We start from the raw sequence: 26,294 nt of genomic DNA on the forward strand, positions 1-26,294 counted from the left end.
TTGATCCCGTTATGCCGCGACAGAAAGTGCAAGATCGCGGGGGTGGGTGACGGCTTCCAGGGTGGTTTTCGGGGCGTTCAGCTGGGTTGCCAGACGGGTGGCCAGGTTGAGGCGGACCGGGCCGGACTCGCAGTCGACGACCACGCAGGGCGCGGCCGTCGCGGCCAGGACTTTTGCCGCTGCTGCCGCGCGGTCGAGCGGACGTTGACCCGCGGTGGCTCTGCCGTCGGTGACGATGAGGACCAGGGGGCGGCGCTTCGGGTCGCGCAGGCGCTCCACCCGCAGCAGATCGGCGGCGGCGAGCAGGCCCTCGGCCAACGGCGTACGCCCACCGGTCGGCAACTCGGCCAACCGGGTCGAGGCTGCCAGCACCGACGAGGTGGCCGGCAGCAGCGTCCGTGCGCCGCTCCCCCGGAACGCGATCACCGCGACCTTGTCCCGCCGCTGGTACGCGTCGGTGAGCAGGGCGAGGACCGCGTCCTTGACGGCGCCCATCCGCTGCCGGGCACCCATCGAGCCGCTCGCGTCCACCACGAACAGCACCAGGTTGCCCTCGCGTCCCTCGCGAACGGCCTCACGCACGTCGTCCGGGCGCAGTCGCAGCGGACCGCCGCGCCGACCCCGGACCGCCTGGTGCGGCGCGGCGGCGCGGATCGTGGCCGGCAGGTGCAGCGCGCCGACACGGCCCGTCGGCACCCGGGCGCCTGTGGTACGCCCCCGTCCGGTGCGGGCCCGCGACCGCCGGCCCGGCACCCCGTCACCCACGCCGGGCGCGGTGAGCACCCGCGCCTTCAACCCACCCCGGGGTACGGCCACCGGCTGAGACTTCCCGCCGCTCCGGGTCGGATCGTCGTCACCGGTCGCCGACTCCCGGCCCCCACGCGGGCGCGAGTTCTGGCCGTCACCGCCCCGGTCGCCCGCCTGGCGCTGCCACCCGTCGTCGCCTCGCTGGCGCTGCGGCCCGTCGTCGTCGGCTCGCTGGCGCTGCGGCCAGCCGTCGTCGCCCGTCTGGTGCTGGGGCCACCCGACGGCACCGTCCGGGCCGTCGGTGCGCCCGTCCCGGCCACTGCCGTCCCGCGCCGCCGAGTGCCCAGGCGACCCGGGTCCACCCTGGTCGCCGCCGTCACCGCCCCGCGCGCCGCCGCCACTCGGGCCGCCCCCGTTCGGGCCGCCCCCGTTCGTGCCGCCCCCGTTCGGACCGCCATCGCCGGCCGGGCCACCGCCGCCCTGCGGGCCGCCACCGTCCGGGCCGCGGTCGTCGGGGCCGTCGTCGTCCGGGTCGTCGGGGTGGGCGTCCTGGGCACGCTGCAACGCCTCGTCGAGGCGCTTCTCGTCCAGGCCGGGGGTGTCGAACGGGTCGCGGCGGCGGCGGTGCGGCAGAGCCAGTCGGGCGGCCACCCGGACGTCGTCGATGCCGACCCGGTCCCGGCCGTGCCAGGCGGCGTGGGCGAGAGCGGTACGGGCGGTGACGATGTCGGCGCGCATACCGTCCACGTCGAACGCGGCGCACACCTCGGCGATCTGCCGCAGCGCGGCGTCCGGCAGGCGTACCCCGGGAAGCCGGCGGCGGGCGGCGGCCACCTGGCCGGCGATCTCCGCGTCGGCGTCGGCCCACCGGGCGGCGAACCCGGCCGGGTCGGCGTCGGCGGCGAGCCGACGGCGGACCACCTCGACCCTGACCTCCGGGTCCCGGCTGGCGCCCACCTCGACGGTGAGCCCGAACCGGTCGAGTAGCTGCGGACGCAGCTCCCCCTCCTCCGGGTTCATGGTGCCCACCAGCAGGAACCGGGCCGCGTGGCTGACCGACACGCCCTCCCGCTCGACGTGACTGCGACCCATCGCCGCCGCGTCCAACAGCAGGTCGACGAGGTGGTCGTGCAGCAGGTTGACCTCGTCGACGTAGAGCACGCCCCGGTGCGCGGCGGCGAGCAGGCCCGGCTCGAAGGCGCGTACCCCCTCGCCGAGGGCCTTCTCCAGGTCCAGCGAACCGACCACCCGGTCCTCGGCGGCGCCGACCGGCAGCTCCACGAGACGGGCCGGACGGGTCTCGGCGGCGACGTCGGCCCGGTGGGGGCCGTCCGGGCAGCGCGGGTCCGGCTCGGCCGGGTCACAGCCGAAGCGGCAGCCGGCGACGCGGCTCACCGGGGGCAGCAGCGCGGCGAGTGCCCGTACGGCTGTGGACTTGGCGGTGCCCTTCTCACCCCGGACCAGCACGCCGCCGATCGCCGGGGACACCGCGTTGAGCAGCAGCGCCAACCGCATGTCGGCCATGCCGAGCACCGCACTGAACGGATAGGTGGTGTCGGTCATGCCCGGTCCTCCAGGTCGCCCTCGCTGGCCAGGTACGTGTCGCGCAGCCGGTCCAGGGTGGCCGGCTCGGGTTTGGCCCACAGCCCCCGGTCGGCGGCCTCCAACAGCCGCTCGGTGATGCCCCGCAGCGCCCACGGGTTGGACTGCTCCAGGAACTCGCGGGTGGTGTCGTCGAACAGGTACGCGGCGGCCAGGTGCTCGTACATCCAGTCGTCCACCACCCCGGCGGTGGCGTCGTAGCCGAACAGGTAGTCCACTGTGGCGGCCAGCTCGAACGCGCCCTTGTAGCCGTGCCGGCGCATCGCGGCGATCCACTTCGGGTTGACCACCCGGGCCCGGAACACCCGCCGGGTCTCCTCGCCCAGCGTGCGGGTCCGCACGTCGTGCGGCATCGCCGAGTCACCCACGTACGCCTGCGGCGAGGTGCCGGTGAGGTGGCGGACCATCGCCACCATCCCGCCGTGGTACTGGAAGTAGTCGTCGGAGTCGACGATGTCGTGCTCGCGGGTGTCCTGGTTCTTCACCGCCACCGCGATCCGGGCGAACGAGCGTTCCATGTCGGCGCGCGCCTCCCGCCCGTCCAGGCCCCGGCCGTAGGCGTAGCCGCCCCACACCGCGTACACCTCGGCCAGGTCGGCGTCGCTGCGCCAGGTCCGGGCGTCGATCAGGGGCAGCAGGCCGGCGCCGTACGCCCCGGGCTTGGAACCGAAGATCCGGGCGGTGGCCCGCCGCTCGTCGCCGTGCTCGGCGAGGTCCGCGGCGACGTGCGCCCGCAGGTAGTTCTCCTCGTCCGGCTCGTCCAGGGCGGCGACCCGCCGGACGGCGTCGTCGAGCAGCGCCACCACGTGCGGAAACGCGTCGCGGAAGAAACCGGAGATCCGCACGGTCACGTCGACGCGGGGCCGGCCCAGCTCGGCGGTCGGCACCACCTCGATGCCGGTGACCCGCCGGGACCGCTCGTCCCAGACCGGTCGGCAGCCCAGCAGCGCGAGCACCTCGGCGATGTCGTCGCCCTGGGTGCGCATGGCGCTGGTGCCCCACACGGTCAACCCCACCGAGCGGGGGTACGCCCCGGTGTCGGCGAGGTGCCGGGCCAGCAGCGAGTCGGCGAGGGCCACCCCGACGTCCCAGGCGTTGCGGCTGGGGATGGCCTTGGGGTCGACGGAGTAGAAGTTGCGCCCGGTGGGCAGCACGTTGACCAGACCCCGGGTGGGTGAGCCGGACGGGCCGGGCGGCACGAACCGTCCGTCGAGCGCGCCGAGGGTGTTGGTCAGCTCGTCGGTGGTGCGGTCCAGTCGGGGCACCAGCTCGGTGGCGGCGAAGTGCAGCACGGCGGCGACGTCCGGGATCGACTGGCCGGTCACCTCCGCGACGACGGCGTCCACGGCCCCGGCGTCCCAGGCCAGCGTCTCCATCCCGACGACCAACCGCCGGGCGAGCGCCTCGATCAGGTCGATCGCGTCGGCGGCGGTGCCGGCCGGCCCGTCCACCACGTCGGTCAAGGCCGTGGGCACCGTCAGTCGTTCTCCCGGTGCCGCCAGCAGCTCCTGCTCGTCGAGGGAGTACGCGACGGCGAGCGCCTGCCGCAGGCCGGGCAGGGCGTGGGCGCCGCCCCAGATCTGCGGGGCGCGCAGCACCGCGAGGACCAGGTTGACCCGGGGCTCACCGGTGGGCGCGTCGGCGAGGATGTGCAGCCCGTCGCGGATCTGCACGTCCTTGACCTCGCAGAGGTACCCGTCGAGGTGCAGCACGAACTCGTCGAAGTCGTCCGCGTCGGGCATCGCCTCGGCGTGCAGGTCGTGGTGCAGCTCGGCGGCGCGGACGAGGTCCCAGATCTGCGCCCGCACGGTGGGCACCTTCGCCGGGTCGAGGGCCTGCACGGTGGCGTACTCGTCGAGCAGTTGCTCCAGTTTGGCCAGGTCGCCGTAGGTCTCGGCGCGGGCCATCGGCGGCACCAGGTGGTCGATCACCACGGCGTGCGCGCGGCGCTTGGCCTGGGTGCCCTCGCCCGGGTCGTTGACGATGAACGGGTAGACCAGCGGCAGGTCACCGAGGACCGCGTCGGGGGCGCAGTCGGCGGCCAGGCCGAGGCCCTTGCCGGGCAGCCACTCCAGGGTGCCGTGCTTGCCCAGGTGCACCACGGCGTCCGCGCCGAAGCCGCCGTCCGCGACGGGCGCTGTCAACCAGCGGTACGCGGCCAGGTAGTGGTGACTCGGCGGCAGGTCCGGGTCGTGGTAGATGGCGATCGGGTTCTCCCCGAAGCCGCGCGGCGGCTGGATCAGCAGCACCACGTTGCCGAAGCGCAGCCCGGCGAGGACGATGTCCCCGTTCTCGGTGTAGAGCTGGCCGGGCGGCTCACCCCAGTGCTCCCGCATCCGCTCGCGCAGCTCGGCCGGGACCTGGTCGAACCACCGCCGGTACGTCGGCCCCGGTATCCGGGCCTCGGCGGCGGCCAACTGCTCCGGGGTGAGCCACTCCACGTCGTGTCCACCGGCGGCGATCAGCGCGTGGATCAGCGCGTCGCCGTCGTCGGGCGGCGGCGCGTCACCCAGGTCGTAGCCGGCCTCGGCCAGCGCGGCGAACAGCCGGACCGCCGAGACCGGGGTGTCCAGCCCGACGGCGTTACCGACCCGGGAGTGCTTGGTGGGGTACGAGCTGAGCACCACGGCGACCCGCTTGTCGGCGGCGGGCACGTACCGCAGTCGGGCGTGGCGTACGGCGATCCCGGCCACCCGGGCGGCCCGGTCGGCGTCGGCCGCGTAGACCGACAGCCCGTCGGCGTCGATCTGCTTGAACGAGAACGGCACGCTGACGATCCGGCCGTCGAACTCGGGGATGGCCACCTGCATGGCCGCGTCCAACGGGGACAGACCGGCGTCGCTGCCGGCCCACTGCTCGCGGGTGCTGGTCAGGCACAGCGCCTGGATGATCGGCACGTCCAGGGCGGCCAGGGCGCCGACGTCCCAGGCGTCCTCGTCGCCGCCACCGGAGGCGTCCGCGGCGACCGCGCCACCGGCCGCGAGCACGGTGACCAGCAGCGCGTCGCAGCGGGCGAAGAGCCCGAGCGGGCCCGCGCCCGTGGTCAGCCCCCGCAGCGAGCCGCAGAAGATCGGCAGCGGGTTGCCGCCGGCTCGGTGGACCGCGTCGGCGAGGACGTCGACGAAGTCGGTGTTGCCGGCGAGGGCGTGCGCCCGGTAGAAGACGATCCCCACGGTGGGCCGTCGCGGGTCGGTCGGGTGCTCGCCGTGCACGCCGTACGCCGGGGTCGGCGCGGGCGGGGCGAACCCCTCGCCGGTGAGCAGCACCGTGTCGGAGAGGAACCGGGCCAACTGCGCCAGGTTGTCCGGCCCGCCCTCGACCAGGTACGCCAGCGCCTGGGTGACGACCCCGGACGGCACTGTGGAGATGGCCATCAGCTCCGCGTCGGGCAGCGCCTCGCCGCCGAGCACCACCGTCGGCACACCCGTGGCGAGCACCGCGGCGAGACCGTCCGGCCACGCCTGCCGACCGCCGAGCAGGCGTACGACGACGAGGGCGACCCCGTCGAGCAGGGCGGGCACCTCGTCGGCGGCGACCCGCGCGGGGTTGGCGAGCCGGTAGTCGGCGCCGCTGGCGCGGGCGGCCAGCAGGTCGGTGTCGGCGGTGGAGAGCAGCAGGATGCGCACGGCAGGCTCCGGAGAGTGACGCCCCGGCCGCCACGGAGGCGGCCCGGACGAAGCGGGTGGGTACGGCGTCAGCCGGTACGACGGCCCGGGTGGACGGCATGCCGACGCGGACGTCGGGGCCGGTCAGCGCCAGGCGTTCGACTCAGCGGTACCGAAAGCCAACGGCCTGGCGTACGCCGCGGCGGCCGGCCCGAGACGTGCCGGCGCGGCCGGCCGTGGGCGCGGCGCAGCGCCCGCGATGCGGGTCATGACGATGATCGTCGATGAATGAGACGCTGTGCGTCATCGGGTCCTCCTCGGGTGTCCACGCCCTGGGGCACATCCCGACGGCCGAAGTATCCTGGCTTCCGGATCGACGCTCTCCCCCGGCCTTCCAGCCGCAGACACACGGCCGTGACTCACGAGGGGGGATCGCTCCCCGGTGACAGTGGCGGGACCGCGTCGGAATCGCACCGACTTCCTTCACTGCCGTCAGGCCGCGAATGCTGCCACACCGCCGCGCCGCCGGTCAACGCCGACCCCGGCGTCGTCCGGCCACGCTCACCACATTGACCTGCGGAAATATCGGCGCGCAGGGGTCGCCTGACGCACCAGACGGCAAGCTGATGGGCCGGTGGCGGAGGGCGCCCGCAGAGGGGGTCGAGTGCCTGTGCGGCTCCTCTTTGCCACTCAGCCGTCGCGACCGCCTGAGCGGACGAGCCTGAGCCGGGGACCCGCCTCAGCGGGCGTGGCGTTCCGGGTGGGCGCGGCTCCACACCCGCATCCGTTCCGGATAGCCGGTGCGGCCCGCCTCGTACAGCGGCACCGCGTGCTTGCGGGCGATGGACCCCGCCGCCCGTGGTGTGCCGGTGCGGCGCCGGATCCACTCCCCGTCGTGGGCGATCGCCACCACCGTGGTGTCCGTCGCGGTGGTCTCCGGCTCCAGGTAGAACTCCACCCCGCGCCGGCTCGTGACGAACGCCTCCAGCGCGGCGAGGTCGTCCCGGGTCGCCTCCCGGTCCAGCTTCGTCGGGGTCGCTTCGGCACCCCGTGACCGCCGACTGAACCAGCTCATGCCCCACCCCTTCCCTCGACGCCCCTCCAGTGCAGCACCAAATCCTGGCAATACGCTGCACGCCGGGTGGGAGACAGCTGACCCGACGAGGGTTGGAACCCGCCGAGCGTGGGCGGTGTCATGAGTGTGATCCCGAACGGAGGTTCCCCTGGACGACGAGGCGCTCGTCACCCGCGCTCGCGCAGGTGACCTGGAGGCGTACGACCTGCTGGTCGCTCGGCACACCGCGTCCGCGTACCGGACGGCGGTGCTGCTCGGCGCGGGCTCGGACTCCGAGGACGTCACCCAGGAGGCGTTTGTGAAGGCGTACCGCAAGTTGTCCCGTTATCGGGGCGAGTCGTCCTTCCGGTCCTGGTTGCTCGCGATCGTCGCCAACGAGACCCGCAACCTGCACCGGTCGCGCGGCCGGCGCGACGGGCTCGTCCTGCGCGCCGCGGCGGCGGACCCGGCGTCGGAGATCGCCGAGGACGACGCGGTGGGTGCGGTCCTCGCCGGGGAGCGCCGCGCCGCGCTGGTGCGGGCCCTACGGCAACTTCCGGTACGCGACCGTGAGGTGATCGTCTGCCGGTTCTTCCTCGACCTCAGCGAGGAGGAGACGGTGGCGACGCTGGGCTGGCCCCGGGGCACGGTGAAGTCGCGCACGTCCCGGGCCCTGGCGAAGCTTCGCGGCCTCCTCGACCGGGAGGAGGTCCGGCATGGGTGACCTCGAACGGGAACTGCGTGACCTGTCCACCTGGCTGGAGACGCCCGAGCCGCCCGACGTGCGCGCCCAGGTCCGCGAACGGCTCCACCGGCCGGCGTTGCGGTGGCGTCCGCTCGCCGCGGCGGCGCTGGCCGCCGTACTGGTGGCGGTGTTGCCGCCGACCCGTGCCGCCGTCGCCGACGTGGTGTCCGGGCTGCTGCGCTTCGCCGGCGTCAGCATCGCCGTCTCGCCCGACCAGACGACGCCCAGCGGCGTCGCGTCGCCGCTGCCCGGGCAGCGGATCGCCGGTCTGGACGAGGCACGACGAGCGGTACGGTTCCCGATCCGCCTGCCGGCGAAGCTGGGGCCGCCCGAGCGGGTGGTCGTCGCCGACCCCGACCCCACGGGCACCTGCCGGGTGGCGACGTTGCTCTACGACGGTGGCGCGCTGCGCATCGACGCGTTCGACGGTCGTCTCAACCTGTCCTTCCACAAGGAGGTCATCCCGCCGGGAGCGGAGTGGGTCGAGGTCAACGGCGACTTCGCGGTGTGGGTCGACGGCCCGCACGTGCTGTCGTACGTGGACCGGGCGGGCACGGTCCACAAGGAGAGCGCCCGGCTGGCCGCCTCGACCCTGATCTGGCAGGACGCCGACGTGAGCTACCGGCTCGAGGGCGCCCGCACCCAGGCCGAGGCGATCGAGATCGCCCGTTCGCTGCGCTAGGAACCGGACGGGCGCGACAGGTGTCCTCAAGATACGAGTCGCCGACGCGGTACGGAGGGATCGAGATGAGTTCATGGGGCAGGTCGCTGCTGGCGGCATCCATGGTGCTGCTGGCGGGTTGCACGACCACGGCCAGCGGCGGGTCGGCGGCACCGTCCGCCACCACCGCCACCACCGCGGCGAGCGCGGCAGGCGCCACGGGCGCGGCGAGCGCCGCGACGGGCTGCCATTCGCGGATCGAGACGACGTCGCTGCCCGACTGGGCGGACGCCGGGTTCCACGGGGGCAGCCAGGTCCCGCACGTCTTCGGCAAGACTGGCGACATCCTGGCGGTGTTGTTCGCCCAACCGCTGCGCCAGGTCCGCGAGGACGGGTCGAACAACAAGATCCTGTGGGTGGCCCGCGCCTCCACGACCTCACCCGACCCGACCGCGCCGTCGACCCTGGTGATCACCGCGACGCTGGACGGCACCGCCACCCGGGTGACCCGAGAGGTCGCCGGCGGTCCGGGCCCGTCGATCATCGACATGCCGCAGGCCGGGTGCTGGCATCTCGACCTGCGCTGGTCCGGGCACACCGACACGATGGACCTGGTCTACGCCCCCTGAGCTACGTACCGTGGCGGCCATGGTGACTCTGCTCGACGATCTCACGCCGCTGTACGTGGCGGCGGACATCCACGGCCACCGGTCGGAGTTCCGGGAGTCGCTCCGCGAGGCCGGGCTCGTCGACCACACCGGCCACTGGGCCGGGGGTGGCGCGCGGTTGTGGCTGCTCGGCGACTACGTCGACCGCGGCCCGGACGGTGTCGGTGTCATCGACGACATCCGGCGGCTCGCCGACTCCGCACGGGCGGCGGGCGGCCACGTCGGGGTGCTGTTGGGCAACCACGAGGCGCAGTTGCTCGCCGCGTACCGGTTCGGCACCACGCCCGTTGCCGGGTGGGACGAGCCCGGCGGGTTTCGGGGCGGCTGGGCCCGGTTCGGCGGACGGGAGGAGGACCTGCGCCGGCTGACGCCCCGGCATGTCGAGTGGATGACGCGGCTGCCCGCGGTCGCGGTCGTCGACGGGTTCCTGCTCGTGCACTCCGACACCGCCCGCTACCTGGAGATGGGGCGAAGCGTGGACACCGTGAACGCGGCGGTCGGCATGGCTCTCGCCTCCGGCGACCCCACGGCCTGGCTGGAGTTCTGTGGCCGGATGAGCGACCGGGGTGCCTTTCGCGACGCGGTGCTGGCGAACCCCGACGACCGGGTGTCGACGATGCTACGCACGCTCGGGGGCACCGTGCTCGTCCACGGCCACAGCACCCTCACCAAGCACTTCGGTGTGGCGCCGCAGGACGTCGCGGCCGCGCTGCGGTACGCCGACGACAGAGTCATCGCCATCGACGGCGGCGTCTACGAGGGCGGCCGGATCCTGCTCACCCGACTCCGCTGACCCTGGCTAGGCTTCCCGACGTGCTCGACGACGCGCGGACGGCGGCCCGCGACAACGCCGAATGGTGCGACATCGTCTGCGCCAGCCACGGGCTGGCCGGCCGTACCGACGCCGACGCCTGGTCGGTCCCCCACCGCTCGCCACAGTGGTACCCGGACGCGGTCACCAGGCGGCCGGGCGTCGACGCCGTGGCCCTGCTGGACCGGATCGACGCGGGGCCCGGCGCGTCGGTGAAGGACAGCTTCGCCGACCTCGACCTGTCCGGATACGGGTTCCGGGTGCTCTTCGACGCGCAGTGGATCCTTCGGCAACCGGCGGCGCCACCGGCCGACGCCGTACCCCTCACCCCGGTCGTCACCACCGACGACCTGGCGGCCTGGGCGGCGGCCCACGGCGGTGGGAAGCTGTTCCGCCCCGCGCTCCTGGCCGACCCACGGGTACGGGTGCTCGCCCGCCACGACGACACGGGTGCGGTCACCGGCGGAGCGGTGCTCAGCGGCGGCGGCCCGTACGGCGTCTCCAACCTGTTCTCCCGCACCGAGCGCCCCCGCGACATCTGGCGCGCGGTGTGCGCCACCGTGCCCGACGCGGCGCTTGTCGGCTACGAAACCACGGCGGACCTGGCCCCCGCCCTGGAAACCGGCTTCACCCCCACCGGTCCGCTGCGCGTCTGGCTCCGCGCCTAGGGCTCCGCGCCGGCACCGCCCTTGGCGGCGCGTGCGGACGGCTATGCTGGACGGCATCGGCACCGATCCGGCCATCACCGGGGAGCCTCCGGAAGAACGGGCAGCCCGCTGCCTCACTAGACCCGGACGGAGCGGCACGTCACGTCGCGAAATCAAGCGGCGCCCGCACGGTCGGGGCGCAAGCGGGGTGGTACCGCGGAGTCCTGGCCAGACGCCAGACACTTCGTCCCCGCGTGGGCAGTGAGCTGATGCCCGCGCGAGCGGATGTGGAGTGTAGGGAGAGCGTCGGTGCCGGACGGTCCGTCGAAGTCGCCATTCGTGCCACTGCCCACCAAGATCGACCTTGGTGGGATGGACCGTGCCGTCATCGAGTGGTGGCAGACCAACAACGTGTTCGACAGGAGTCTGGAACAGACCGCCGACGGTCCGCCGTGGGTGTTCTACGAGGGGCCGCCGACCGCCAACGGCACGCCGGGCACCCACCACATCGAGGCCAGGGTCTTCAAGGACCTCTTCCCCCGGTACCGGACGATGCGGGGCTTCTCGGTGCCCCGCCGCGCCGGATGGGACTGCCACGGCCTCCCGGTCGAGCTGGCGGTGGAGAAGGAGCTGGGGCTGGGCGGCAAGCCCGACATCGAGAAGATGGGCATCGCCGAGTTCAACGCCAGGTGCCGTACCTCGGTGCTGCGGCACGTCGACGAGTTCGTCCAGCTCAGCCAGCGGATGGGATACTGGATCGACCTGGAGCACCCGTACCAGACGATGTCACCGGAGTACGTGGACAGCGTCTGGTGGTCACTGAAGCAGATCCACGACGGCGGGCGCCTGGTGGAGGACTTCCGGGTCGCGCCGTACTGCACCCGCGACGGCACGACCCTGTCCGACCACGAGGTGGCGCAGGGCTACGAGACCGTCACCGACCCGTCCGTGTACGTGCGGTTCCCGGTCCACGGGGACGTGGCCGGGCACAGCGGTGTCGAGCTGCTGATCTGGACCACCACACCGTGGACCCTGGTGTCCAACACCGCCGTCGCCGTCCACCCCACGGTGACGTACGCCCTCGCCCGCACCGAGCGGGGCACGTTCGTCGTCGCCGAACCGCTGGCCCGGCGGGTGCTCGGAGACGAGGCGGAGATCCTGGCGACCGTACCGGGGTCGACCCTGGAGGGGGTGCGCTACGAGCGGCCGTTCGACCTGGTGGACATCCCGGACGCGCACCGGGTGGTCCTCGCCGACTACGTCACGACCGAGGACGGCACCGGCCTGGTGCACCAGGCGCCGGCCTTCGGCGCGGACGACCTCGCCGTCTGCCGCGCGTACGGGTTGCCGCTGGTCAACCCGGTCGCCCCGAACGGGCGGTTCCACGAGGGCATCGACCTGGTCGGAGGGGTGTTCTTCAAGGACGCCGACGCGTTGCTCATCGACCGCCTCCGGACCTCCGGCCGGTTGTTCCGGCACGAGCCGTTCGCGCACCCGTACCCGCACTGCTGGCGGTGCCACACCCCGCTGATGTACTACGCCCAGCCGTCCTGGTACATCCGGACCACCGAGGTACGCGACGAGCTGACCCGGGAGAACGAGAAGACCAACTGGTTCCCCGAGCACATCAAACACGGCCGGTACGGCGACTGGCTGAAGAACAACATCGACTGGGCGGTGTCCCGCTCCCGGTACTGGGGCACCCCGCTGCCGCTGTGGCGCTGCCCGGACAACCACGTGACAGCCGTCGGCTCCCGTGCGGAGCTCGGAGAGCTGGCCGGCGCCGATCTGTCCGAGTTGGATCCGCACCGCCCGTACGTCGACGAGGTCACCTTCGCCTGCCCGGACTGCGGTCGCAGCGCCGTCCGGGTGCCCGAGGTGATCGACGCCTGGTACGACTCCGGGGCGATGCCGTTCGCGTCGCTGGGCTACCCCCACGTGCCGGGCAGCAGGGAGATCTTCGAGCGCACCTACCCGGCCCAGTACATCTGCGAGGCGATCGACCAGACGCGGGGGTGGTTCTACACGCTGATGGCGGTGGGCACCCTGGTCTTCGACAGGTCACCGTACGAGAACGTCGTCTGCCTCGGGCACATCCTGGCCGAGGACGGCCGCAAGATGAGCAAACACCTGGGCAACATCCTGTTGCCGATCCCGTTGATGGACACGCACGGCGCCGACGCGGTGCGCTGGTTCATGGCCTGCTCCGGCTCACCGTGGTCGCCGCGCCGGATCGGGCCCGGTCCCCTCGACGAGATCGTCCGCAAGGTGTTGATGACGTACTGGAACACCGCGGCGTTCTTCTCCCTCTACGCGGCGAACTCGACGTGGGCGCCGCAGGTGGCGCAGCCGGTCGCCGAACGGCAGGTGCTGGACCGGTGGATCGTCGGTGAGGTCCACGCCCTCGCCGCCGCCGTCGACGAACGACTCCAGAACTACGACACGGCCCGCGCCGGCCGACTGCTCGCCGACTTCGTCGACGACCTGTCGAACTGGTACGTGCGGCGCTCGCGGCAGCGTTTCTGGGAGGGCGACCCGGACGCCCTCAGCACCCTGTACGAGTGCCTCGACATCCTCACCCGGCTCCTCGCGCCGTTCATTCCCTTCCTCACCGAGGAGGTGTGGCAGCAGGTGATCAGGCGTGGCGCCGGGTCGGCCCCGGAGTCGGTGCACCTGGCGACCTGGCCCACGCCCGACACCACGCTGATCAGCGCCGAGTTGTCGGCCCAGGTGGCCACGGCGCGGGCGTTGGCCGAGGCGGGCCGGTCCGCGCGTAAGGCGAGCAACCTGCGGATCCGGCAGCCGTTGAGCCGCGCGCTCGTGGGACTACCGGCCGGCACGGTGCTCCCGCAGGCGTTGCTCGACGACATCGGCGACGAGTTGAACGTCAAGATCCTCCAGCCGCTCGACTCCCAGAGCGGGGTCATCGACGTGCGGGTCAAGGCGAACTTCCGGACCCTGGGCCGCCGGTTCGGCAACCGCACCCAGCACGTCGCGAAGGCCGTCGCCGCCGTGGCCCCACGGGAGCTGGTCGACGGTGTCCGGGCGAACGGGACCTTCCCGCTGACGGTCGACGGCGCCCAGGTCGAGGTGGGCCCGGACGACATCCTGGTCACGGAGGTGCCGCAAACCGGCTGGGTCGTGGAGTCCCAGCGCGGAGTGACGATCGCGCTGGACACCGCGATCACCCCCGAACTGGCGGCCGAGGGCGTCGCACGCGACGTCGTCCGCATCGTCCAGCAGGCCCGCCGCGACGCCGACTTCGAGGTCGCCGACCGGATCACCGTGTCGATCGCCGCGCCCGCCGAGGTGGCGGCGGCGATCTCCGCGCACCAGTTGCTCATCGCGCACGAGACCCTCGCGCTCACGCTGACGGTGCTGGACGCGTTGTCGGAGGGTTTCTCCGGCACCGTGGGCGACGGTCAGGAGATCGTGGTGCACGTCGTGCGGGCCTGAACGGCGCCGGGGTGGACGATCACCGCAGCCGGGTCAGGTCCTGCGGGGTCAGGCGTAGGGCCGCCGCGGCCACGTTCTGCGCCAGGTGGTCCGGGTTCGCGGTGCCGGGGATGGCGAGCACGTGCGGGCCCTGGTGCAGCGTCCAGGCCAGGCGTACCTGCTGCGGGGTGACGCCGTGGGCGCGGGCGACGGCCTCGACGGCCTCGCTCTGCGCGGCGCCCGCGCCCGCCTCCCGACCGGTGCCGGCCAGCGCGAAGAACGGCACGAAGGCGATGCCCCGCTCCCCGCAGAGCCGCACGAACGCGTCCTGCTCCCGGTAGGCGTCCACCCCGTAGTTGTTCTGCACGCAGACCACCGGCGCGATGGCGGCCACCTCGTCCAGGTGCTCGGGCCGGGCGTTGGAGAGCCCGAGGTGTCGGATCAGCCCGGCGGCCCGCAACTCGGCCAGCGCGCCGAACCGGTCGGCGAGCGGCACCGCGCCCGGCCCCCGGCCGAGGCGCAGGTTCACCACGTCGAGCTGGTCGCGGCCGAGCCGGCGGAGGTTCTCCTCGACCTGCGCGCGCAACTGCGCCGGGGTGAGCGCCTCGGTGAAGCCCGCCTCCGGGTCGTACCCGAAGCCGACCTTCGTGACGATCACCAGATCGTCCGGGTACGGGGCGAGCGCCGCGCGGATCAACTCGGTGGCGTAGCGGGCCGGCCCGGTGCCGACCCGCAGGACGCCGCCGGGCGAGACGTAGAACGCGGCCGTGTCGATGTGGTTGACGCCCAGCTCCACGGCGCGGCGCAGCAGGGCGAGGGCCCGGTCGCGGTCGGGGTTCGCGGTGATCCGCATGGAGCCGAAGCCCATCCGGCGCACGGTGCGGTCGCCAAGGGTCCAGGTGCCCGCCGCGGCGGCGGTGATCTCGTCAGTTGGCATTCGGCGACCCTAGCCAGGGCGGGTACGCGGCGCAGTCGGCCGCGCACCCGATACCGCCCGACGGCGAACTGGGTTAGTTTTTGTGGGCTGACGGAGCGGTTTCCGCGGGGTGCGGCGGGCGCAGCACCCGCACCAACAGCAGGGTCGGCAGCAGCAACAGCGGCACCACAAGCAGCGCGCGCAGGGTGCCGACCCCGTCGCCGAGCAGCCCCAGCAGCGGTGGCCCACCCAGGAACGCGGTGTAGCCGATCACCGCGACCACGCTCACCCGCACCGCCGCGTGCGCCTCCTCGTCGGCGGCCGCGCTCATCCCGACCGGGAAGCCCAACGACGCGCCGAGGCCCCACAGTGCGACGCCGACGATGGCCAGCGGCCCGGAGCCCGCCAACACGGCCAGGCCCGCGCCGACCACGGCGAGCCCGATGGTGCCGCTGAGCACCGGCACCCGACCCCAGCGGTCCAGGGCGACAGTTCCCGCGGTACGCCCGATGGTCATGCCCACGACGAAGACACCGAAGACCGCCGCGCCGGCGGCCTCGCTCAGGTCCCGACCGTCGACGAACGCGACGGCCAGCCAGTCGTTGGCGGCACCCTCGGTGAACGCCGCCACCAGCACGAACAGCCCGATCAGCAGGGTGCGCGGCTCCCGCCAGGCGGCGAGCTGCGCCCGACGGCGGGCCGCCGGGGTCGCGTTCGCCGGGTCGCCGGTGTGATCGACGACGACGGGCAGGAACGTCCGGGCGGCGAGCGCGGTGCCGGTCAACACGACCACCGCGACCGCGACGAGGTGCGCGCCGACCGGCACGTCGAACCGGGCAGCCGCGGCGCCGAGCCCCGCTCCGGCCACCGAACCGAGGCTCCACCCCGCGTGGAAGCGGGGCATGATCGTTCGACCCAGTCGTCGCTCCACCGAGGCGCCCTCGACGTTCATCGCCACGTCGCAGGCGCCGGAGCCGTAGCCGAGGGCGACCAACCCCAGGGCCACGATGGCGAACGACCCGGTCATCGTCGCGCCCAGCCCCGCCACGCTCAGGCCGATCGCGACAATCACGGTGGCCATCGTGACGGTGCGGGCCGCGCCGAACCGCTGGGCGAGCAGGCCGGAGGTGGGCATGGCGAGCAGCGCGCCGACACTCATCGCCAGCAGCAGCAGCCCGAGCCGACCGGCGGAGAGGTCCAACGCGTCGCGGACCGCCGGAACCCGGGAGAACCAGCTACCGACGGCCAGCCCGTTGAGGGTGAAGGTGACAGCGACGCCGTTGCGGGCCAGCAGCACGGCGCGCGACGGCGGTGGTGCGGTGTCCGGGGCAACGGGTCGACTGGTGGGGGCGCTCACGGGGCAGGTCCTCTTCCTCGGGGTGGTCTCCTGGCACGATCGCACACCTGAGAGCGCTACCACCACAACCGGCAACCGCCCCTTACCGGCGACGCACAGGCCAGGGCATGATGTGAAACAGGCGTTTGTCCGACCGGACGGGCCGGCTCGGGGAGGCGACGATGACGACAGCGGCACAGCGAGCGGCCACCCTCGAGGACGTCGCCCGGATAGCCGGGGTGTCGCGGTCCACGGCGTCGCGGGTGATCGCCGGCACGGGGTTCGCGTCGCCGGCAGCTCGGCAACAGGTCACGGCGGCCGTCGACCAGCTCGGTTACGTGCCGAACCCGGCCGCCCGGGCGCTGGTCCGCGGCGGCGGCGGCGTACGACTGGTCGTGGCCGCCCAGGCGGCCAGCCCGGCGGTGCTGGACGACCCGTACGTCCACCAGGTGGTCGGCTCGGCCGCCCGGGTGTGCACACCCGCAGGTGTCGGGGTGGCGTTGCACTGGCTGCCGCTCGGCGACCCCCGCGGCCTGCACCAGCTCGCCGGGGACCGCACCGTGTGCGGGGTGATCCTGGTCAACACCACCGAGGATCTGCTGGCGGCGGTGCCCGGGTCAATGCGCGGCCGGGTGGTCTCGATCGGAGTCGGCTCGGCGACCGTGCCGTCGTTCGACGTCGACAACGCCGCCGGCTCGGACGCGGTGCTGCGCCACCTCTACGCCGCGGGTCGCCGCCGGATCGCCATGGTGACCGGCCCCCGCTGGCTGCCCTGCGCGCAACGCCCCGTGCAGACGTACCGCCGACTGATGCGCCAGGCCGGCCTGCCGGAGTGGGAGATCACCGGGGACTTCACGGCGGCGCGCGGCCGGTCGGCGGCCGGCGAGGCGCTGCGCCGCTGGGCGGACGTCGACGCCATCTACGCGATCAGCGACGACACCGCGCTCGGCGTGATCGCGGGGTTGCGTGACGCCGGTGTACGGGTGCCCGGCGACGTCGCGGTGGCCGGCTTCGACGACATCCCGCTGGCCGGGATGACCGCCCCGGCGCTGACCACGGCGAGTCACCCGGTCGGGCGGATCGCCGTCGCCGCGGCCACCGCCCTGCTGGACGGGCGTCCGGCCGCCCGGGTGACTCTCTTCCCGTCCACCCTGGTGGCCCGCTCCAGCGCCTGAGCGTCCGCGCGTTCCTGCCCGACGCCGACGGTTAAGCCCTGGCCGCCCGGGTAACCGCGTCGGACGTTGCGTCGACCGCGAGGAGCGCAGGCCGTGTCCGACTCCGCGCAGCCGCCCCCGGACTACCGGCACGGGCGGTTGACCGCGCGCCTGCACCCGCCGGTGGCGCCAGGGCCCACCGGCCTGCTGCGTCTGACCGGCCCCGACGGGGAGCGGCGGGCGCTGGCGTACGTTCCGGAGCCGGCAACCGACGGTTCGGCGTACCGGCTGGTGCTGCTCCTGCACGGCGCGGGTGGCTCCGCGCGACAGGGGCTGGACCTGCTGTCGCCGGTGGCGGACGCGCGGCACCTGCTGCTTGTCGCCCCGGAGTCGTCGGCGGCCAGTTGGGACCTGATCGCCGGCGGGTTCGGGGCGGACGTCAGGCGTGTCGACGGGCTGTTGCGGACCGTCTTCGACGGCTACCCGGTGCGGGACGTGACGTTCGGCGGTTTCTCCGACGGCGCCTCGTACGCGCTCTCGCTGGGCCTGGCCAACGGCGAGCTGGTCGACGCGGTGCTGGCCTTCTCCCCCGGTTTCGCCGCGCCACCGACCACCCACGGCCGGCCACGGATCTTCGTCTCGCACGGTGTCGACGACCGGGTGCTGCCCATCGACGTGTGCAGCCGCCGCCTCGTTCCCCACCTGCGCGGGCTCGGCTACGACGTCACCTACGAGGAGTTTCCCGGCGGCCACGAGATCCCCGCCCCGATCCGCGACTCCGCCACCAGGTGGCTCACCAGCGCATCCGGCGCCCCGCGCGCTCCCGTGCAGACGTCAGACGGCGGGCAGGCCGAGGGCTTCGTCGACGCGGGCGAGGACGGCGGCGTCGCCCTCCGGGTTGACACCGCGCAACAGGTCGATGGCCGTGGCCCGGACCTGACCGATGATCATGGCTAGGGGGAGGGTAGGCGTGGCGCCGAAGAGCTGCCCGGCGGTGCGCACGGCGGCCAACGCGGACTCGTCGGCCCGGCTGCCGTGCCGTTCGGCGGTCTCGTCCTGGCCGTCGAGGTCGGCGGCGAGCGCGGCACCGGCCTGGCGGACGGCCTCGGCAAGCGATCGCAGGGCGGCGCCCAGCTCCGGTGGCACCGGGGTGTGCAGCCGGCTCAGCGTCACGCCGGCGCGGGCCAGCACCCGGACGTTGCGGACCGCGTAGTCGATCTGCCGGATCGACTCGTCCACCGACCGCAGCCGACCGATGTGCCGGCGTCGCCGGACGTTGAGCCGCAGCGCCTCACCGGCGGCCAACACCCCGTCCCGCAGCCCGTCCACCCGGGCGTCCATCCCCCGGGCCTGCGTCAGCGCCGCGAACGCGGCGGTCTCGTCGCCGCGGTCCAGCGCGTCGGCGATCCCGCCCAGCAGCCCGGCCAGCTCGTCGAAGGTCCGCCGCACCTCGGCGACCAGCGGCGCGAGGGGGTGCCGGGCGTCGACGAGCAGGCTGGCCGCGAGCGCGACCGCGCCGCCGACGAGGGCGTCGACGAACCGGTTCGGCACCAACGACCCGTCCGGCGGTGCGACCACCACCAGGTAGAGCGCGGAGACCGCGGCCTGCACGAGCGTCACGCCGGTGGCGCCGAAGGCCACCGCGAGGAGGACGGTGAGCAGGATGACGGTGCCGACGGTCCAGGTGCTGCCGGGGCCGAGTGCCTGCACCACCAGGTCCGCGACGAGCACCCCGGCGGCGACCCCGAGCACGACCTCGACGGCCCGGCGGATACGTTGACCGCGGGTCTGACCGAGCACGATGAGCGCCGCGGCCGGCGCGAAGAAGGGCTGCGGGTGCCCGAGCAACCGGGTGGCCAGCAGCCACGCCACGGTCGCCGCGACGGTCGCCTCCAGCACCGGCCGCCAGCCGTGCCGCAGCCGCCCGCCGGCCGTCCGCAGGCCACTGAACCGCACCATCGCCACCCTCTGCTCAACCCGCCGTCAGCCCACGGCAGCCCGAGGCGATCGTCTCCCACTCCGTGCCGGCCCTGCTCACCGGGCTGCTCCCGGGTGCGGTCGCGGACCGGGACGGCTCACTACTTTCCGGTGACAGGTGCACAGCCCGGTCGCCTTCGCGCTGCGCAACGCCGTGTTGCGCCTCACCCCGCCCCGGGCCGCCCTGCGCAGCATGGCCCGCTACGCCGACTGGCGACCTCCGGCCGACTGAGCAGACTCGGCGGGCGTCGGGCCGGTGAACGCGGCGGTGTCGTCGGGTGCGGCGAGGAACCGGGTCAGCACCTCGACGGTGCCCGGCGTCCAGGGACGACCGTTGAGCACCTCGTCGCCGGGCACGAAGACCATCGCCGCGCCCTCACCGAGCACCACGTCCTCCTGTCGGGCCCGGGTGCGGCCCAGGAAGTAGTGCATCTCCCGATCCAGCTCGGGACGCGGCTGCACGGCGATCAGGCGCAGCGGCCCGTCGGCACGCAGGCCGGTCTCCTCCCACAGCTCCCGCTCGGCGGTCTGCTCCGGCGTCTCCCCCGCCTCCGCGTGGCCGCCGGGCAGCCCCCACACGTCCGGGTGGTACATCGCTTCGGTGTCCCGCAGTTGCAGCAGCAGCCGCCCGTCGGGATCCACCAGCAGCACACACGCGACGACGATCACCGGCTCAGCTTAGGCGGGTGTGCCGCCCCCGTACGCCTGCTCCCCCACCGCCACCAGCCGCGCGTGGTCGGCGGCGTCCCCGAGCATGCCGCGCAGGCCGGCGGCGTAGGCGGTCGCGGGGGTCACCCCGAGGTGGGCGGCGAACGCGTACTCGTCGGCCAGGGTGATGTCGAAGATGGCCGGGTCGTCGGTGGACACCGAGCAGGTGACCCCGGCGTCGGTCAGCACTGTCAGCGGATGGGGGAGGTCCGCGCGGGCCACGCCGAGGCGCAGGTTGGAGGTGGGCGTCACGTCCAACACGACGCCCCGCGCGGCCAGCTCGGCGACCAGCTCCGGGTCCTCCACGGCCCGCACCCCGTGCCGGACCCGGACCGCGCCCATCGCCAGCACCTCGCGGACCGCCTCCGGCCCGGCCGCCTCGCCCGCGTGCGGCACGAACGGCAGACCGCCGTCGCGGGCCAGCTCCACCATCCGGCGGTACGGCGTGGTCGGGTGCCGCCCCTCGGCGCCGGACAACCCGAAGCCGACCACCCCCTGCCCGGCGAACCGGGTGGCGACGCGGGCCGCGCTCTCGGTGAAGTCGACGTCGTGCCCCCGGCAGACCTGCGGGGTCAACCCGATCGACACCCCGTACGACTCGCGGGCCTCGGTCGCCGCGTCGACAAGCGCGGCGAGCAGGTTCGCCCAGCCGTCCAACCCGAGCCGCTCCTCGGCGTCCACGATCGGCTCCAGGTGGACCGCGCCGTCGCGGGCGGCCTCCGCGGCGTAGGCCAGCAGTGCCCGCCGGTAGTCCTGCGGCGTCCGCAGCACTGTCGTCATCGCGTTCCAGGTGGCGATGAAGTCGTACAGGTCGTCGAACCTTCCGGACGTCTCGGCCGGCACCGGGAGGCGATGGCCGCGGGCCAGCTCGGCGAGCAGCGCCGGGCGGACCGTTCCCTCCAGGTGGACGTGTAGTTCGATCTTCGGGGTGTGGCGCTGAGCCGGCGTCATCGCTGTCCTCGGGGGATGGTCGAACGGGTGGGTCCAGCCTGCCGCACCCCGGTCCGGGCCGACCTCCCCCACGCGGGGGATCACCACCGGAAAACTGTTCTCGACCCCAAAGCTCCAGAGTAGTCAATAGGCGCCCCGATCCGCCTCGGTCACATATGACAGTGCGTCGGTACAATCGGCGACTGCCTTGTGACTGATCGCTGACTGCCGATGGTGAAATGGATCACACACACTGATCCCATGAACAGGAGAGTCAACCGCGGTAAGGCACTCCGCGTCGCGGTGTGTCTCCTTCTGGTCGCCGTGTTGGGCGGCTGCATGCAACTCAACATGGGGCTCACCGTCAACGCCGACGACACCGTCGACGGGCAGTTGCTGCTGACCGCCGAGAAGTCCCTGCTGACCTCACGAAACAAGAACATCCCAGCGGCCTTCGCGGAGCTGCGGCAAAACATTCCCGCCCTGCCGGCGGGGGAAGAGACCCGGTACGAGGACGACAAACTCTTCGGCGCCCAGATCAGTTATCGCAAAGCGCCGCTGGCGGGTTTCGACACGGAGAGCGTAAAACTGGTCCGGAACGGCGACTTGTACCGTTTCACGTTGCCCCTCGATCCGTCGAAATACGGCGGAAAGGTGGCGCAGCAGAATCCGCAGCAACAGCAGGCGTTCCTCAAGCTGATGTCGTTCGAGATCTCGGTGACATTTCCCGGCCGGGTGATCGACAGCAACGGCACCGTCAACGGCCGGTCGGTCAGCTGGAAGGTCGACTCCAACCAGGACAAGCCGAGCGAGCTACGCGCCGTCGCCGAGGCGCCACCCCGACCGTCCACCTCGCCGGCCGCCGCCGGTGCTGACGACGGCGGCATCGGATGGCCGCTTATCGTCGGCGGCGCGCTCCTCCTGCTGCTGCTGCTCGCCGCGGTCGGCGTACTCCTGCTGCGACGCCGGCGGCCCACGGCGCCGGCCGCCCCCGGTCCGACCTCGCCCGGACCGACACCGCCGGGCCCGCCCGCCGGCGCCCCGGGGCCCGGTTGATCCACCCGGTGGCCGGCTGAGCCGGCCACGCCCGGCCCCGGCCGCCCCCGAGACGACGGCGACCGGCCCCGGCGCTGCCACCCGGCAGCACCGGACCTCACCACCACCACATCCCGGTCGCACCATCGCAGAAAAGGGGGATCGTCATGAACGATCTCTTCACCTGGGCAGCCCTGGGGACCATCGCCGGCGCGAGCGCCGCCACCCTGCTGGCCACAAACGTCATCGGGGGGCTGATCGGCCCCAGCGGCGACAAGCTCCGCAAGTGGATCGCCATCGTCATCGCGCTCCTGCTGTCCTACCTCACCGCGGCGTTCGCGGACGAGGTCGGTGGCGAGAAGTGGATCATCGCGTTCTTCAACGCGCTTGTCATCTTCTCCGCCGCGCTCGGCGTCAGCCAGTTCCCGCCCGGCAACCGGCAGGCGACGCCGACCCAACTCGCGAGCGGTCGCGAGCCCAAAATCTTCCGCTCCTGGGTCTGAGGGGGATGACGTCATGGTCTTCGGAGTTCTCAGCGCGGCGATCCAGGTCATCCTCGGCGCCCTGTTCGGCTTCCTCGCCGGCGGCCCGATCGGGCTTCTGGTCGGCGCCGTCGTGGGCCTGCTCGTCGGCGCGGTCTTCGGCTGGGCGGTGGCCTCCGCCGGGGTGTACGCGGCGGACGCCCGCGGCATCTTCCTCTTCGTCGTCGACCACACCTGGAGTCTGCTCAACACGGTCGTCGGCGCCATCTACCTGACCGTGCACCTGGTCTTCGGGCACTCACTGGACCGGCCCACGTCGTCGGGCAGCGGCCGGGTCAGCGTGGTGCAGGGGGTCTCGCCCCGCTACGCCACCACCATCGGCACCGTCTGCGCCGGCTCCAGCTCGGGCATCCAACGGCACGAGGACGTGCACATCTTCCAGGGCCGCCTGCTCGGCCCGCTCTACATCCCGCTGGTGCTGGCGAACTACGTGCTGTTCACCATCGCCCCGGTGTGGCTGCTCTACCACGACCACGCGAACGCCCCGATCAACCGGTTCACCAGGTACTTCGAGATCGGCGTCTACCCGCACGTCTGGAACGAGGCCATCGCGTACCGGATCCAGGGGACGCCGCCGCGATGACCGACCACGGGCGCGGACCGATCGAGACGACCACCGCCGAGTTGGCCGCCTGGCTGACCAGCGCGGCGGGGGAACCCGTCCCGATCGGCCCGCCCCGCACCGGCGGCGACGCCGCCGGCCTCACCCTCTGGCCGCTGGAGCTGCGCCCGGCCCGGCAGACCCGCTCCAGCGGCGCGGTCCGCGAACCGTACCGGTTCACGGTCCGCTACCTGCTCTGCGTGACCGGGCCGGCCGGGTTGCCCCGGCTGGACCGGGTGCTCACCACCGCCACCAGCGAGGGCAGCTACGCGGTCGTCCTGGAGGCGGGTGACCCGCCATTGTGGGCGGCGTTCGGCGTCGCGCCGCGTCCGGCGCTGCTGATCGACGTACCCGCGCAGGTCGACCACCCGACCCCGGCCGCACCGCCGGTGCTGCGACCGCTGCGGCTGCGGCAACTGGAGGTACGCACGCTCACCGGCCGGGTGGTCGGCCCCGAGGACCAGCCGCTCACCGCGATGCGGGTCGAGCTGTCGGCCACCGGATCCGCCACCCGCACCGACTCCGACGGTCGTTTTCGGCTCGTCGGCGTCCCGCATGACCCCGAGCACCCGTTCCCGGCCCGGCTGCGACTGACCGGGCGTGGGCTCGTCCTCACCGCCGACGTCGACCCCGGCGAACCCGACCTCGTCATCGTCTGCGCGCCACCGACCCACTGACGCCCACCCGCACAGGAGGACCGATGCCCAGCTACTTCTCCCCCGGCATCTATGTCGAGGAGGTCCCCAGCGGCGCCCGACCGATCGGCCCGGCGAGCACCAGCATCGCCGCCTTCGTCGGAATCGCCCCGAACCGCGACGCCCAACTGGGCCGGGCGGTGCCGGTCAACAACTGGACGGAGTTCCTGCGGCTCTTCGCCGACGGAGAACGGATGGAGAGCACCCCGCTGGCCCGAGCGGTCTTCGGCTTCCTGGACAACGGGGGCGCCCGCTGCTGGGTGGTGAACGTCGGCGAGGGCGGCGCGATCATCGGCACCGGGCAGCGGCGCGGTGGCCTGCAACTGCTGGAGGCCATCGACGAGATCTCCATCATCGCCGCACCCGGCTTCCACGACGTGGTGTCGCACGAGGCGCTGCTCAGCATGGCCGAGCGGACCCGCACCATGGTCGCGATCTGCGACCCGGCGCCGGACATCGACGACATCGCCGCGCTGACCCGGGTCGCCACCCCGTCCTCCGGCAAACCCCCCAAGCCCGCCGAGGGTACGGCCGGCGGCTCGGCTGGTACCGGCGGCGGCTCGGCCGGTCCTGGCGGCTCGGGTGGGCACGAGGGGGCGGCGTACCGGCCCCGGCAGTCCGAGTTCGGCGCCTTCTACTACCCGTGGCTACGGGTCCGCGACCCGATCAGCGGCGAGTTGGAACTGACCCCGCCGAGCGGGCACCTGGCCGGCATCTGGGCGCGTACCGACGCCCTGCGCGGCGTGCACAAGGCGCCGGCCAACGAACCCGTCCGTGGGGCCGTGGACCTGGGCTACCTGGTCACCCGGCCGGAACACGACGTGCTCAACCCCAAGGGCGTCAACGTGATCCGCTACTTCGCCGGTGAGGGCATCCGGGTCTGGGGCGCCCGTACGCTCGCCGCCGAGGCCAGCGAGTGGCGCTACCTCAACGTCCGGCGACTCAGCATCGCCATCGAACAGGCCATCGCCAACGGCACCCGGTGGATGGTGTTCGAGCCCAACGACTTCACCCTCTGGCGCTCGATCCGGCGCGACATCGGGGCGTTCCTCACCCGGGTGTGGCGCGACGGGGCGCTGCTCGGGCGCAGCCCCGAGGAGGCGTTCTTCGTCAAGTGCGACGAGGAGACCAACCCGGCGGACGTCCGCGACGCGGGCATGGTGATCGCCCACATCGGCATCGCCGTCGTCAAGCCCGCCGAATTCGTGGTGTTCAAGCTGAGCCAGTGGGCCGGCGGCACCGAGACCGAGACGATCGGAGGCTGACATGCCCACCACAGCCACCCCGCAGCCCGGCGCCCCGGTCGACCCGTACCGGGCGTACAACTTCCGGCTGCTCATCAACGGCGTCACCAACGGCCACTTCACCGAGATGACCGGGCTGGAGGTGAACATCCCCGGGCAGCCGTACCGGGAGCACGGCCTGGGCCGGATGCGGATGGTGCCCGGCCAGGCCGAGTACGAGCCGGTGACGCTGCACTTCGGCCTCACCGCCTCCCGCGAGCTGTGGGACTGGGTGAACGCCACCGCGCAGGGCACCCTCAACCGCCGCAACGTCTCCGTGGTGCTGCTCGACTCGGTCGGGACCGCCGAGGTGCTGCGCTGGAACCTGATCGACGCCTGGCCCACCCGGTGGCGTGGCGCGCACCTCAACACACTCAGCCACGAGATCGCCATCGCCGCGTTGACCCTGCGCTACGAGGGTCTGGAGTTGGAGACCGGCGGTGCCACCGCGCCGACACCCGCGTAGCTGGCTGGCCGGCCGACTGCGCTCGGCGGCCGGGGCGGTGCAGCGCCTCGCCGGGCGGGTCGAGTCAGGCGAACACCGCACACCCCGTGCGCCCGCCGCACACCATGGGCCGCCGCCGCCGGAGACGCCCGGGGCGACACCGCGCCGCTTCGGGGAACCCCCGCAGCACTGGCTGGACCTGGTCACCGCCCACGCACCAGGTCTGCTGCACGACCTGGACCTCGACCGGCCCGCTGCGGCACCGCCGCAGGGGCGCGATGACCGTGCCAGCGGCTCGGGCTCGGGCTCCGGCTCCGGCTCCGGTCTTGGCTCCGGCTCCGACCTTGGCCCCGGCTCGGGCCTTGGACCTGGCTCCGGCTCCGGTGATCGGATCGATCAGGACGGACCGGATCGGTGGGCTGCGGTGACCGGGCCAGCTCGGCCCGCCGGGGAGGGTGTCGGGCTTCCTGCCGACTCGGTGGGCCGTCGTGCCCCCGGCACGGTGGGTCCTCGTGCCCCCGGCACGGTGGGTCCTCGTGGCCCCGGCACGGGTGGTGGGCCCGGCGGCGCAACCAGCAGGAGCGGCCCGGACGCGGACGCGCACTCCTACGGGCATGGCCGCCCGGCGTCCGCCACACCCGGCACGGTGGGTGACGACGGTACGGACGGTCACCACGGCACGGTCGGTCACGACGGC

21 protein-coding genes, 1 pseudogene and 1 riboswitch are annotated in these 26,294 nt (G+C 73.4%); of the genes and pseudogenes, 14 read left to right on the forward strand and 8 right to left on the reverse strand.

Annotated features, from left to right (window positions below; translation table 11 throughout):
• Nucleotides 1-9 precede the first annotated feature (9 nt).
• From ACGFH8_RS24035 to ACGFH8_RS24045, 3 genes are all read right to left on the reverse strand, one after another.
• A complete protein-coding gene (locus ACGFH8_RS24035; RefSeq protein ID WP_393370835.1) occupies nucleotides 10-2,310 on the reverse strand; it encodes a VWA domain-containing protein in 2,301 nt (766 codons plus the stop codon).
• Nucleotides 2,307-5,975, reverse strand: a complete 3,669-nt coding sequence (gene cobN, locus ACGFH8_RS24040; protein WP_393370838.1) for a cobaltochelatase subunit CobN — start codon at nucleotides 5,973-5,975, stop codon at nucleotides 2,307-2,309. The genes ACGFH8_RS24035 and cobN overlap by 4 nt, the downstream gene beginning before the upstream one ends.
• Nucleotides 5,976-6,308: 333 nt before the next feature.
• Nucleotides 6,309-6,438: riboswitch (cobalamin riboswitch) on the reverse strand.
• A gap of 255 nt (nucleotides 6,439-6,693) precedes the next feature.
• Nucleotides 6,694-7,029: a hypothetical protein gene (locus ACGFH8_RS24045; protein WP_393370840.1), complete on the reverse strand. Its 336-nt coding sequence runs from the start codon at nucleotides 7,027-7,029 to the stop codon at nucleotides 6,694-6,696.
• Between the two features lie 247 nt (nucleotides 7,030-7,276).
• On the opposite strand from ACGFH8_RS24045, the gene ACGFH8_RS24050 reads away from it, so the two are divergent.
• From ACGFH8_RS24050 to ileS, 6 genes are all read left to right on the forward strand, one after another.
• Nucleotides 7,277-7,732: an RNA polymerase sigma factor gene (locus ACGFH8_RS24050; protein ID WP_393370843.1), complete on the forward strand. Its 456-nt coding sequence runs from the start codon at nucleotides 7,277-7,279 to the stop codon at nucleotides 7,730-7,732.
• Nucleotides 7,725-8,435 (forward strand): hypothetical protein, encoded by a 711-nt coding sequence (locus ACGFH8_RS24055; protein WP_393370845.1) that lies wholly within the window; start codon nucleotides 7,725-7,727, stop codon nucleotides 8,433-8,435. The genes ACGFH8_RS24050 and ACGFH8_RS24055 overlap by 8 nt, the downstream gene beginning before the upstream one ends.
• Before the next feature lie 65 nt (nucleotides 8,436-8,500).
• On the forward strand, nucleotides 8,501-9,043 hold the full coding sequence (locus ACGFH8_RS24060; protein WP_393370847.1) for a hypothetical protein: 543 nt from the start codon (nucleotides 8,501-8,503) through the stop codon (nucleotides 9,041-9,043).
• 19 nt (nucleotides 9,044-9,062) lie between these two features.
• Nucleotides 9,063-9,875: a metallophosphoesterase gene (locus ACGFH8_RS24065; protein WP_393370850.1), complete on the forward strand. Its 813-nt coding sequence runs from the start codon at nucleotides 9,063-9,065 to the stop codon at nucleotides 9,873-9,875.
• Nucleotides 9,876-9,895: 20 nt separating this feature from the next.
• Nucleotides 9,896-10,561 (forward strand): hypothetical protein, encoded by a 666-nt coding sequence (locus tag ACGFH8_RS24070; protein ID WP_393370853.1) that lies wholly within the window; start codon nucleotides 9,896-9,898, stop codon nucleotides 10,559-10,561.
• Between the two features lie 288 nt (nucleotides 10,562-10,849).
• Complete coding sequence (gene ileS, locus ACGFH8_RS24075; RefSeq protein WP_393370855.1) at nucleotides 10,850-13,996, forward strand: isoleucine--tRNA ligase; 3,147 nt, start codon at nucleotides 10,850-10,852, stop codon at nucleotides 13,994-13,996.
• A 19-nt stretch (nucleotides 13,997-14,015) separates the two neighbouring features.
• Here ileS and ACGFH8_RS24080 read toward each other — a convergent pair whose 3' ends face one another.
• Complete coding sequence (locus ACGFH8_RS24080; protein WP_393370858.1) at nucleotides 14,016-14,912, reverse strand: aldo/keto reductase; 897 nt, start codon at nucleotides 14,910-14,912, stop codon at nucleotides 14,016-14,018.
• 73 nt (nucleotides 14,913-14,985) lie between these two features.
• Complete coding sequence (locus tag ACGFH8_RS24085) at nucleotides 14,986-16,248, reverse strand: MFS transporter (protein ID WP_393370861.1); 1,263 nt, start codon at nucleotides 16,246-16,248, stop codon at nucleotides 14,986-14,988.
• Nucleotides 16,249-16,409: 161 nt separating this feature from the next.
• Between ACGFH8_RS24085 and ACGFH8_RS24090 the strand changes: the two genes are divergently transcribed.
• Nucleotides 16,410-17,402: a LacI family DNA-binding transcriptional regulator gene (locus ACGFH8_RS24090; RefSeq protein WP_393370864.1), complete on the forward strand. Its 993-nt coding sequence runs from the start codon at nucleotides 16,410-16,412 to the stop codon at nucleotides 17,400-17,402.
• A gap of 465 nt (nucleotides 17,403-17,867) precedes the next feature.
• A pseudogene (locus ACGFH8_RS24095) lies at nucleotides 17,868-18,131 on the forward strand (alpha/beta hydrolase); the annotation flags it as partial.
• Nucleotides 18,132-18,215: 84 nt separating this feature from the next.
• On the opposite strand, the gene ACGFH8_RS24100 reads toward ACGFH8_RS24095, so the two are convergent.
• The 3 genes from ACGFH8_RS24100 to ACGFH8_RS24110 all read right to left on the reverse strand — a co-directional run bounded on the left by ACGFH8_RS24100 (nucleotide 18,216) and on the right by ACGFH8_RS24110 (nucleotide 21,017).
• Entirely contained in the window at nucleotides 18,216-19,340 is a 1,125-nt protein-coding gene (locus tag ACGFH8_RS24100; RefSeq protein ID WP_393370867.1) for an aromatic acid exporter family protein, read from the reverse strand.
• 219 nt (nucleotides 19,341-19,559) lie between these two features.
• Nucleotides 19,560-20,027, reverse strand: coding sequence for an NUDIX domain-containing protein (locus ACGFH8_RS24105; protein WP_393370869.1), 468 nt, complete (start codon nucleotides 20,025-20,027; stop codon nucleotides 19,560-19,562).
• A gap of 9 nt (nucleotides 20,028-20,036) precedes the next feature.
• Nucleotides 20,037-21,017, reverse strand: coding sequence for an adenosine deaminase family protein (locus ACGFH8_RS24110; protein ID WP_393370872.1), 981 nt, complete (start codon nucleotides 21,015-21,017; stop codon nucleotides 20,037-20,039).
• 240 nt (nucleotides 21,018-21,257) lie between these two features.
• Here ACGFH8_RS24110 and ACGFH8_RS24115 point away from each other — a divergent pair, with 240 nt between their 5' ends.
• The 6 genes from ACGFH8_RS24115 (at nucleotide 21,258) to ACGFH8_RS24140 (ending at nucleotide 25,618) form a co-directional block, all read left to right on the forward strand.
• The gene (locus ACGFH8_RS24115) at nucleotides 21,258-22,052 is read left to right on the forward strand and encodes an LppM family (lipo)protein (protein ID WP_393370875.1); all 795 of its coding nucleotides are present in this window, start codon (nucleotides 21,258-21,260) and stop codon (nucleotides 22,050-22,052) included.
• 146 nt (nucleotides 22,053-22,198) lie between these two features.
• Nucleotides 22,199-22,534, forward strand: a complete 336-nt coding sequence (locus ACGFH8_RS24120; RefSeq protein ID WP_110568237.1) for a hypothetical protein — start codon at nucleotides 22,199-22,201, stop codon at nucleotides 22,532-22,534.
• Nucleotides 22,535-22,547: 13 nt separating this feature from the next.
• Complete coding sequence (locus tag ACGFH8_RS24125) at nucleotides 22,548-23,156, forward strand: glycine zipper family protein (protein ID WP_393370878.1); 609 nt, start codon at nucleotides 22,548-22,550, stop codon at nucleotides 23,154-23,156.
• Nucleotides 23,153-23,851 (forward strand): carboxypeptidase-like regulatory domain-containing protein, encoded by a 699-nt coding sequence (locus tag ACGFH8_RS24130; protein ID WP_393370881.1) that lies wholly within the window; start codon nucleotides 23,153-23,155, stop codon nucleotides 23,849-23,851. The genes ACGFH8_RS24125 and ACGFH8_RS24130 overlap by 4 nt, the downstream gene beginning before the upstream one ends.
• Nucleotides 23,852-23,874: 23 nt before the next feature.
• Nucleotides 23,875-25,134, forward strand: a complete 1,260-nt coding sequence (locus ACGFH8_RS24135; protein WP_393370883.1) for a phage tail sheath family protein — start codon at nucleotides 23,875-23,877, stop codon at nucleotides 25,132-25,134.
• 1 nt (nucleotide 25,135) lies between these two features.
• Complete coding sequence (locus ACGFH8_RS24140; RefSeq protein WP_355028749.1) at nucleotides 25,136-25,618, forward strand: phage tail protein; 483 nt, start codon at nucleotides 25,136-25,138, stop codon at nucleotides 25,616-25,618.
• The last annotated feature ends 676 nt before the right edge of the window (nucleotides 25,619-26,294 follow it).

Origin of the sequence: Micromonospora sp. NPDC049175, assembly GCF_043197345.1 — a bacterium.
Taxonomy (GTDB): Bacteria; Actinomycetota; Actinomycetes; order Mycobacteriales; family Micromonosporaceae; genus Micromonospora.